Source organism: Arenibaculum sp., from assembly GCF_035998295.1.
Classification (GTDB): domain Bacteria; phylum Pseudomonadota; class Alphaproteobacteria; order Azospirillales; family Azospirillaceae; genus DASYHS01.
Genome location: NZ_DASYHS010000128.1, coordinates 1 through 9228 on the forward strand (window position 1 = coordinate 1; position 9228 = coordinate 9228).

Genomic DNA, 9228 nt, shown 5'->3' on the forward strand with positions numbered 1-9228 from the left:
CAGGCCACGCAGCGGCTGGAGATCCATTTTCGTTCGGACGTCAACGAATACAGCGCCATCCTCGAGCCGACGGCCGAAGGCACCCTCGTCTTCACCGAGGAAAGCTGCGCGTTCATGGGCGCGCGGAAGGAGATCCACGTCCCGAACCAGACCGAGACCCAGCTCCGCCGCACCAGGCGCGGGGGCCGCATCCCGCCCTACATCTACCGGCCGATCGAGAACTGGCGCGTCTACCATTTCCACGACACCTCGGAGAACGCACCTCTGCGCAGCAGCGCACCTTTGATCGAGCCGGAGCGGCTCGCCGCGGACGGCGGCAACCTGCCCGCCTTCCTCTTCTATCTGCAGGAGCAGCATCCAGAGACCTTGGAGATGCTGCTGGACTTCGTCCGGATGGTGGCGCCGTTCATCGGCACGTTCGTCCTGCGCCCGGAAGCGCTGAACAGCGACCTGATCCGGCTGCGGTGGCGCCATGTGGGCCGCGACGAACTGTTCGACGTCAGCGATCTGTCGGACGGCACCTTGCGCTTCATTGCCATGGCGGCCCTGCTGCTTCAACCGGACCCGCCCTCGACCATCGTCCTCGACGAGCCGGAACTCGGCCTCCATCCTGCCGCGGTCGCCCAGCTCGCCGCCCTGATGTACCAGGTGGCGCCGGAGGTGCAGATCATCGCGGCGACGCAGTCGCCGGTCTTCGCCAACCAGTTCGGCTGGGAGGATTTCGTGATCGTCGACCGGGTGGAGGATGCCTCCTGCTTCCGCCGGCTGTCCAAGGAGGAGGTCCTGCCCTGGATGGACGAGTTCGCGATGGGGGACATCTGGGAGAAGAACGTGATCGGGGGCCGCCCGTGAGCATCCGCCTCGCCGTTTCGGTCGAGGGGCAAACGGAAGAGCGGTTCGTCAAGGTCGTCCTGGCTCCCCATCTCGCCGGCTTTCGCATCTGGGCCACGCCGGTGATCGTTGCGACCAGCCGCAGCGCCGCCGGCACCAAGGCGAAGGGCGGCGGCATCAATCTGGATCGCGTCGTGGGCGAGTTGCGCCGTCTGCGGTTCGACTATCGCGACGGTTTCGTGACGTCCCTCTACGACTTCTACGGCTTCCGCGACCGGCAGCCGGGCGAGGACGTGGCGGCCCTAGAGCTGCGGATCGCGCAACGGCTGGGCTCGCCCCCGAACCTGATCCCCTACGTCCAGCTCCATGAGTTCGAAGGACTGCTGCTGTCCGATCCGGCCATGGTCGCGGCCTATTTCAAGGCGCCCGCACTGGAGACGCTGGTCGCGTCCGCGGTGGCTCGCGCCGGATCGCCCGAACGTGTCAACGACGGTCCGAACACCGCGCCATCGAAACGGCTCGAGGAATGGACCCGCGAGCACGCGCCTCCCCTGCTGCGCTACACCGCACGGACCAAGCTGCTTCACGCGCCGCAGTTCGCCGATCACCTGAAGCTGCCGGTGATCCGGGCCGCCTGCGCGCGCTTCGACGACTGGGTGTCGCGGCTGGAACGGCTCCGCCGCTGACCGGAGGGAGTCGAGCCGTCGCCGGACGGCTCGACTTGCATACTCAGGCGCGTGCCGCCGCCGGCCGGGCGCGCAGGCCGAGCGCGCGCTCGGCCGCCGGGCGCAGCGCATAGGCGCCGTCGCCGAGCAGGAACTGCACCACCAGCGCCGCCGCCCAGAACGCGGGATAGCTCCAGCCGCCGTTCTCGTTGGAGAAGATCCAGCCGTTCGGGAAGTGCTGCAGGGTCGCCCCCAGCAGGACCGGCAGGGCCGCCAGCGACACCCAGCGGCTCCACAGGCCGGCGACCAGCATCAGGCCGCCGACGGCCTCGACCGCGATCACGTAGTAGGCGAGTGCGGCCGGGTAGCCGATGGACTCGAAATACGCCGCCGTGCCGGCCGGGGTGAAGGTCAGCACCTTCAGCAGGAAGCCGTAGGCGAACAGGCTGAGGCCGAGCGAAACGCGCAGGATCAGGGCCGCGTAGTCGGCCCGGGTGTCCGTGGTCATGGGATGTCTCCTCCATCCGGTGGGATGCCCGGAAACCCGGGCCGCTGGAGAGGAGCATCGCGGATCGGCGCCTGCCGGAATAGCGATGAAATTCCGATCAAAATCATCTGTAAGGGAGATGATGTTCAGTCGACGCCCTGGCGCAGCCGGTCCAGCATCCAGGCCGCCGCCGGGCCGGGCACCTCGCCGGCGCGGTGGAAGGCGAAGGCCGGCAGGTGGTCGGTCTCGGGGACGCTCTCGATCGCGAGGCGCACGAGGTCGCCGCACTCCAGGTCTTCGGCGACCATGTGCCGGGGCATCATGCCCCAGCCGAGGCCGGCCAGCAGCAGCTCGCGCTTGCTCGACAGGTCGCCGACGCGCCAGGTCCGCGGCGACAGGACCCAGAAGTCGCGGCCCTCGGTCAGCCGGCTACGGTCGCTCAGCACGATCTGGACGTGGTCGCGCAGCCGCTCCTCCGGGATCCTCCCCCCGGCGCGGGCGAGTGGGGAGCCCGCCGCCGCCACCGGGACCATCTGGACCGGCCGCAGCGCATGCCCGGTCAGGCCCGCGGGAAGCTGCGGCATCGTCGCCAGCACGCCCAGCGCGCAGGTCCCGTCCGTGACCTTCTCGACCACGCCGCCCAGCGCCTCGACGAACAGGCGCACCGCCACGGTCGGGAAGCGCTCCCGGAACTCGGAGAGGATGCGCGCGAAGGCGCGCATGGGATAGACCGCGTCCAGGACGACGGCGAGCTCGGGCTCAAGGCCCGACGCGATCGCCGAGGCCTGCGCGCGCAGCCTCTCGCTGCGCTCGACGATCGAGCGGATCTCCGCCAGCAGCGCGCGGCCGGCCGGCGTCGGCACCGGGCGGTAGCCGTCGCGGTCGAACAGGGCGACGCCGAGCTGGCGCTCCAGGCTCATGACCGCCTGACTGACGGCCGACTGCGCGCGGCGCAGCCGCTTCGCCGCCGCGGTGAAGCTTCCGGCCTCGACGACCGCCAGCACGACGCGGAGCTGGTCCAGCGAAACGGGATCGATGTTCATGGCGGGACAGCGTAGCGGGTGCCCGGGTCGGCGATCAATCCGGCCAGTGCCGGCCGGCCCGCCCGGGCCTATGATGCGTCACCTGCCGGAGCGGGAGGAGGTCCGCATGGGAAGCGACGTGAGACTGCGCGATGCCGTGCGCGAGGACGCCCCGGCCCTCGCCCGGCTGTTCCTCGCCTCCTCCCACGGACTGTCGGAGCATGTCTGGAGACAGGCGGCGCTGCCGGGCGAGACGCCGCTCCTGTCCGGCATAAGGCGCTACGCCCGCGACGGCGGCCCTTTCACCTGGCGCTGCTGCCTGGTCGCCGAGAGCGAAGGACGGGTGGCCGCGATGCTGCACGCCTTTCCCATGGAGGCGGCGGCCCCCGACATCGGCGACGACCCCGTGCTGCGCCCCTACGCCGAACTCCACGATCCCGGAAGCCTGCGCGTCTCCGACCTCGCGGTGTTCCCGGAGTTCCGGGGCCGCGGCATCGGCACCCTGCTGCTCGCGGCGGCGCAGGAGAAGGCCCGGGCGCTCGGGCTGGCGCGGCTCAGCCTCACCTGCTTCGAGCGCAACGAGGGCGCGCTGCGGCTCTATCTGAGGCTTGGATACCGGGAGATGGCCCGGCGGCCGGTCGTCCCGCACCCCTGCCTCGCCATCGCGGACGGCGACGTGGTGCTGCTGGGAAAGCCCGTCACCTCCTGACTAGGCGCCTCATGTCCACTCCCGTCTCCGGCCTGCCGTCGTCTCGGCTTCCTCGAACAGCCAGCCTGCGAACGCCCGGGCGGCCGGCGACGGTTCGCGGCGGCGCGGCTCGACCAGCCAATGGCCGAAGCGATCCGTCGTCACGTGGTTCGGGCAAGGCAGGACGAGGGCGCCGGCACGCACCCGGTCCGCGATCAGGACGAGACGCCCGAGGGCGATGCCCTGCCCCTCGATCGCGGCTTGCAGGACGATGTTGTAGTCGGTGAGCTCGATCCTGCGCGCGCCGGCGAGATCCACGCCGCTGGCCTCTGCCCAGGCCTGCCATTCGGTCCCGCGCGCCGCGCAGAGCAGCGGATGGCGCAGCACGTCCCGCGGCTCGCCGATGGCCGGGCCGCGCCGAAGCAGGGCCGGGCCGGCCACGGGCGTCAGGCGCTCCGCCAGCAGGAGCCGGGCCTCGCCGCCGTCCCAGTTTCCGGTGCCGTATCGGATCGCCATGTCCGCCTCGCCGGCGTCGAGGTCGGTCAGCCGCAGGGTCGGATCGAGGACCAGCTCGATGCCGGGATGCGCCTGCGTGAAGCGGGCGAGCCGCGGAACGAGCCAGTTCGCCGCGAAGGACGGCAGCGGGCTGACGCGCAGGCGCTCCCGACCCGCGCGCTCCCGCAGATCGGCCGTGCCGGACGCGATCATGTCGAGGCTCCTGCGGATCACCTGGAAGTACCGCTCGCCCTCGGGCGTGAACGCGATCCCCCTCGCCCCCCGAACGAACAGCGCCTTGCCGAGGTAGCGCTCCAGCGCCGCGATGTGGTGGCTTACGGCGCTCTGGGTGATCGACAGCTCGTCGCCCGCGCGGCGGAAGCTCATCAGCCGGCCGACCGCCTCGAAGGCGCGCAGGGACTGCAGGGGCGGCAGAGTCGGGGATGCGCGCATCGCGGGCCGCAGGGCTGGAGTGGGCCGGGCTGGACTGGACTGGACTGGGCCGGGCGAAGCTAGCATCGATCGCAAGACATGAGCCATATCGATCGCACGCGGCGATGCTTTGAATTGGCCATGCGGGTCCCGGGGGCGGCACAGTCGCGCAAACAGCAGGAGCTAGAGCCAATGACCACCATCGCGGAGAAGCTGACGGCCCTCGGCCTCTCGCTGCGGCCCGCGGCGGCACCGGCCGGGAACTACGTCCCGACCGTCCGGGCCGGCAATCTCCTTCACGTCTCGGGGCAGATCAGCCTGGTCGACGGCAAGCCGGGCTTTCTCGGCCGCCTCGGCGCGGAGCTGGACGTCGAGCAGGGGCGGGAGGCCGCCAGGGCCGCCGCTCTCGGCGTCCTGTCCCAGGTGGCGGGCGCGACCGACGGGACGGTCGCGGCCGTCCGCCGGGTCGTCCGGCTGAACGTCTTCGTCGCGGCGACGCCGGAGTTCACGCGCCATCCCGACGTCGCCGACGGCGCCTCCGACCTCATGGTGGCGGTGTTCGGGGAAGCGGGGAAGCACGCGCGCGCCGCGGTCGGCGTGGCCTCGCTGCCGCGCGGGGTCGCGGTCGAGGTGGACGCAGTCGTCGAGATCGAGGACCGGGCGTGACCGGCACGCTGGACGTCGCGCGCCTGCGGGACGAGACGCCGGGCTGCGCGTCCGGCGCGCATTTCAACCATGCCGGAGCCTCCCTGCCGAACGCCGCCACCGTAGCGGCGGTGACCGGGCATCTCCGGCACGAGGCGCTTCACGGCGCGATGGAAGCGGCGGCCGGGGCCGGGGGCACCATCGCGGCGGCGCGGGCCGACGCCGCGGTGCTGCTGGGGGCGGCGGCGGACGAGGTGGCCTTCACAACCAGCGGCTCGGCCGGCTTCGGACTCGCCTTCGCGGCCTTGCCGAAGCTGCGGGCAGGAGACCGTATCCTCGTCGGGCGGCAGGAATGGGGCGGCAACCTGGCCACGATGCGGGCGGCCGCCGACCGGGCCGGCGCCGGCGTCGAGGAAATCCCCTGCCGCGACGACGGCAGCGTCGACCCGGACGCGCTGGCGGCGATGATCGACGACCGCGTGCGGCTCGTCTCGCTGACCTGGCTGCCGGCGAACGGCGGCCTGGTCAACGACGCCGCCGCGGTCGGCCGCGTCGCCAGGGGCGCCGGGGTGCCGTACTTCGTCGACGCCGGCCAGGCCCTCGGGCAGATGCCGGTCGATGTCGGCGCGATCGGCTGCGACGTCCTGGCGGGCGCCGGGCGCAAATATCTTCGCGGCCCGCGCGGTACGGCGCTGCTCTACGTGCGCTCGGGCTTCGCCGAGAGGCTCGACCCCGCGTTCCTCGACGTGCAGTCGGCCCCGTGGTCGGGAACCGGACCGGCGCGGCGCACCGATGCACGGCTGTTCGAGATGGCTGAGACGCCGGTGGCGCTGCTGCTCGGGCTCGCCGTCGCGCTGAGCCAGGCCCGCTCCATCGGCGCCGACGCGATCCGGCAGCGGATCCGGCACCTGGCCGACGGCCTCCGGGCGCAACTCGCCGGGATCGCCGGCGTGACGGTCCGCGACCTGGGCACGGAGCGGTCCGGGCTGGTGTCGTTCACCCTCGACGGGATGGAAGCGCAGGACCTGCGGGAGCGGCTGGCCCCGAAGGGCTGCGCGTCGGCGCGAACGGCGTGCCCTACACGCCGCTCGACATGGCGGCGCGGGGGCTCCGCGAGATCGTCCGCGCCTCGGTGAGCTATCTCAACACCGAAGACGAGATCGCCCGGCTCGTCCGCGCGGTCGCCGGCCTTGCGCGGTGACCCGCCGCGGGCCGCGCAAAGGGCCCCCTCACCCCTTGATCCCGGAGAAGGCGAAGGCGTTCACGAACAGGCGCTGGCCGACCAGGAAGGCGGCGACGATGGGCGTCGACACCAGGGCGGCGCTCGCCATCAGCGCGCCGAAATCGGTGCCGGACTCGGCGTTGCGCGCGAACAGCGCGGCCAGCGCCGGCGGCGCCAGCTCGGCCGATTCGACGACCAGGAACGGCCAGAACAGGTCGTTCCAATGCGCCACCACCGACAGCACCGCGAAGGCTGCCACGGTCGGGCGGATGCAGGGCAGGACGACGCGCAGCAGGATCGACGCCTCGCCGAGCCCGTCGAGCCGCGCCGCCTCGAACAGCTCCTCCGGAAGGCCGGCGATCGCCTGGCGGAACATCAGGATGCCCAGCGCCGAGGCCGCGAAGGGCAGCACCAGCGCCGCGTAGGTGTCGACGAGCCCCAGCTCGACGAAGCCGACATAGAGCGGCAGCGCGGTGACATGGATCGGGATCGGCACGGCGGCGAGCACGACCGCGCCGGCGAGGCCGCGCCCGCGGAAGCGCCCGCGCGCCAGCGCATAGCCGCAGGGAATGCAGCAGGCGAGCTGGAGCAGCAGGATCAGCGCGCAGACCAGCACCCCGTTCAGCAGGCTGCGGCCGACCAGCGGTGCCGCCAGCACGCGCTCGTAGTGGCGCAGGGTCAGCCAGCCCCCGGCCGGGCCGGTCCCCAGCACCGACAGGTCGAGAACCGAGACGGTCAGCATCACCGCGTAAGGCACCAGCCAGACCAGCGCCAGCAGCCCCAGCGCCGCCCGCGTCCCCCGGCCGTTCACGCCGCCACTCATACCGCCCCGGCCCGGCGGACGAGGCGCCAGTAGGCGATGCACAGCAGCGCCAGCGGCCCCAGCAGCACGACCGTCATCGCGGCGGCGCGGCCGATGTCGAAATAGCTGAAGCCCTCGCGCCAGATCGCGTACAGCATCACCTCGGTGGCGCCGGCGGGGCCGCCGCGGGTCAGCACGGCCACGAGGTCGAAGACCTGGAGCGCGTGGACCGCGGTCGCGAGCAGCGCGAACGCCGCCGTCCGGCCCAGCAGCGGCACCATGATGCGCGCCGCGCGCTCCCAGCCCGGCGGCACGCCGTCCAGCGCCGCCGCCTCCAGCAGGTCGGACGGCACCGCCTGCAGGGCCGCCGAGAACAGCACCATGTTGAAGCCGAGCTGCTGCCACACCCCGATCGCGCACAGCACCCACAGCGCCTGGTCGGGATCGGCGAGGAAGGCCTGGGGCGACAGGCCGAGGGCGGCGAGCAGCCCGTTCACGGGGCCGATCGAGGGATGGAGGATCAGCTCCCACACCACGCCCATCGCGACCAGCAGCGAGACGTAGGGCACGAACAGCGCCGCGCGCAGCCAGGGCCGCCACCGCCCGGCCCCCTCGGCCGCGATCGCGGCGGCGAGCCCGCCCAGGACCGACAACGGCGTCACCAGCAGGAAATACAGCGCGCTGTTGGCGACCGCGCGCAGCACGCCCGGGTCCGCCAGCACCGAGGCGTAGTTGTCCGCCCCGACCGGGGCCAGGTCCCGGTAGCCCAGCCGGTAGTCGGTGAGGGAGAAGGCGGCGACGGCCAGCAGCGGCACGAACACCGAGGCGCCCAGCATCAACAGCGCCGGCGCCGCGAAGGCGGGCGACGGGCCCCTCACGCCGTCACGCGGCCGCAGGCCGCTCCGTCGGCGTCGAAGGCGAGCCAGCCCTCGGGGCCGGGCGCGACCGCGAAGGCGTCGGGCGGAAGGATCACGCAGGGGCCCGGCAGGCGCAGCGAGACCTGGGTGCCGCCGGGGGTCGCGGCGCGCAGGATCGTCTCCGCACCCAGACGCTCGACCCGCCGGGTCGAGAGCGGAACGCCCGGCCCGCCGGCGAGCACGCGGCAGCGCTCCGGGCGGAACGCGATCCAGGCCGGCCGCGCGCCGGGGCGGGACGGCTCGAAGGCGAGGCTCAGCCGTTCGGCCACCTCGTCCGCCGCCAGCACGTTGATCGCGGGCGCCCCCAGCAGGCGCGCGGCCTCCAGCGAGGCGGGCGCGTCGTAGACCGCGGCCGGCGGGCCGGACTGGAGGATGCGGCCCTCCGCCATCAGCGCCACCCGGTCCGACATCGCCATCGCCTCGGACTGGTCGTGGGTCACGAACAGCATCGCGACGCCGGAGCGCCGGCGCAAATCCAGGATCTCGTCGCGGACCGAGGCGCGGAGCTGGACGTCGACGTTGGACAGCGGCTCGTCGAGCAGGAACAGGACCGGGTCGCGCACCAGCGCTCGGGCCAGCGCCACGCGCTGCTTCTGCCCGCCCGAGAGCTGGGACGGCCGGCGGTCGAGCAGCCCGTCGAGCCGCACGACCGAGGCCGCCCGCGCGACGTCGCGCGCGATGCCGGCGCGCAGCTCGCGCGAGCCGGGGACGAGGCGGCCGAGCAGCGGCAGGCGCTGCAGCCGGGTCATGCGGCGCATCATCAGCGGCAGCGCCACGTTCTGCGCGACCGTCATGTGCGGGTAGAGCGCGTAGGACTGGAACACCATCGCGACGCCGCGGTTGCGCGGCTCGGCCCCGTCCACCGGCCGCCCGGCGATGCGCAGGCCGCCCCGGTCGACCGGGACCAGGCCGGCGACCGCGCGCAGCAGGGTCGACTTCCCGCAGCCGGACGGGCCCAGGATGCTGACGATCTCGCCCGGCCCCACCTCCAGGTCGATCCCGCGCAGCACCGGGCGCCCGTC

At 73.0% G+C, this 9228-nt stretch carries 11 protein-coding genes; 5 read left to right on the top strand and 6 right to left on the bottom strand.

From position 1 onward, the window contains the following. The coding region (locus VGO20_RS12865; protein ID WP_327502752.1) for an AAA family ATPase at nt 1-852 on the top strand (852 nt) is incomplete at its 5' end. Next, entirely contained in the window at nt 849-1517 is a 669-nt protein-coding gene (locus VGO20_RS12870) for a DUF4276 family protein (protein ID WP_327502753.1), read from the top strand. The genes VGO20_RS12865 and VGO20_RS12870, both read left to right, overlap by 4 nt. A 43-nt stretch (nt 1518-1560) precedes the next feature. Here the strand turns inward: VGO20_RS12870 and VGO20_RS12875 are convergent, their stop codons facing one another. Together VGO20_RS12875 and VGO20_RS12880 are read right to left on the bottom strand one after the other, a co-directional pair. Next, nucleotides 1561-2004, bottom strand: a complete 444-nt coding sequence (locus VGO20_RS12875) for a DoxX family protein (RefSeq protein WP_327502754.1) — start codon at nt 2002-2004, stop codon at nt 1561-1563. Between the two features lie 125 nt (nt 2005-2129). After that, complete coding sequence (locus VGO20_RS12880; RefSeq protein WP_327502755.1) at nt 2130-3026, bottom strand: LysR family transcriptional regulator; 897 nt, start codon at nt 3024-3026, stop codon at nt 2130-2132. Between the two features lie 106 nt (nt 3027-3132). Here VGO20_RS12880 and VGO20_RS12885 point away from each other — a divergent pair, with 106 nt between their 5' ends. Further along, entirely contained in the window at nt 3133-3714 is a 582-nt protein-coding gene (locus tag VGO20_RS12885; RefSeq protein WP_327502756.1) for a GNAT family N-acetyltransferase, read from the top strand. A 9-nt stretch (nt 3715-3723) separates the two neighbouring features. On the opposite strand, the gene VGO20_RS12890 is transcribed toward VGO20_RS12885, so the two are convergent. Then, the gene (locus VGO20_RS12890) at nt 3724-4641 is read right to left on the bottom strand and encodes a LysR substrate-binding domain-containing protein (protein WP_327502757.1); all 918 of its coding nucleotides are present in this window, start codon (nt 4639-4641) and stop codon (nt 3724-3726) included. Between the two features lie 171 nt (nt 4642-4812). Here VGO20_RS12890 and VGO20_RS12895 point away from each other — a divergent pair, with 171 nt between their 5' ends. Both VGO20_RS12895 and VGO20_RS12900 read left to right on the top strand, forming a co-directional pair. Continuing rightward, the gene (locus tag VGO20_RS12895) at nt 4813-5286 is read left to right on the top strand and encodes a RidA family protein (RefSeq protein ID WP_327502758.1); all 474 of its coding nucleotides are present in this window, start codon (nt 4813-4815) and stop codon (nt 5284-5286) included. Continuing rightward, on the top strand, nt 5283-6401 hold the full coding sequence (locus VGO20_RS12900) for an aminotransferase class V-fold PLP-dependent enzyme (protein ID WP_327502759.1): 1119 nt from the start codon (nt 5283-5285) through the stop codon (nt 6399-6401). Before VGO20_RS12895 ends, VGO20_RS12900 begins: the two co-directional genes overlap by 4 nt. A gap of 93 nt (nt 6402-6494) precedes the next feature. Here VGO20_RS12900 and VGO20_RS12905 read toward each other — a convergent pair whose 3' ends face one another. From VGO20_RS12905 to VGO20_RS12915, 3 genes are all read right to left on the bottom strand, one after another. Then, nucleotides 6495-7298: a carbohydrate ABC transporter permease gene (locus tag VGO20_RS12905; RefSeq protein WP_327502760.1), complete on the bottom strand. Its 804-nt coding sequence runs from the start codon at nt 7296-7298 to the stop codon at nt 6495-6497. An 8-nt stretch (nt 7299-7306) separates the two neighbouring features. Continuing rightward, the gene (locus tag VGO20_RS12910; RefSeq protein WP_327502761.1) at nt 7307-8167 is read right to left on the bottom strand and encodes a carbohydrate ABC transporter permease; all 861 of its coding nucleotides are present in this window, start codon (nt 8165-8167) and stop codon (nt 7307-7309) included. Beyond that, on the bottom strand, nt 8164-9228 hold a 1065-nt coding region (locus VGO20_RS12915), incomplete at its 5' end, for an ABC transporter ATP-binding protein (protein WP_327502762.1). The genes VGO20_RS12910 and VGO20_RS12915, both read right to left, overlap by 4 nt.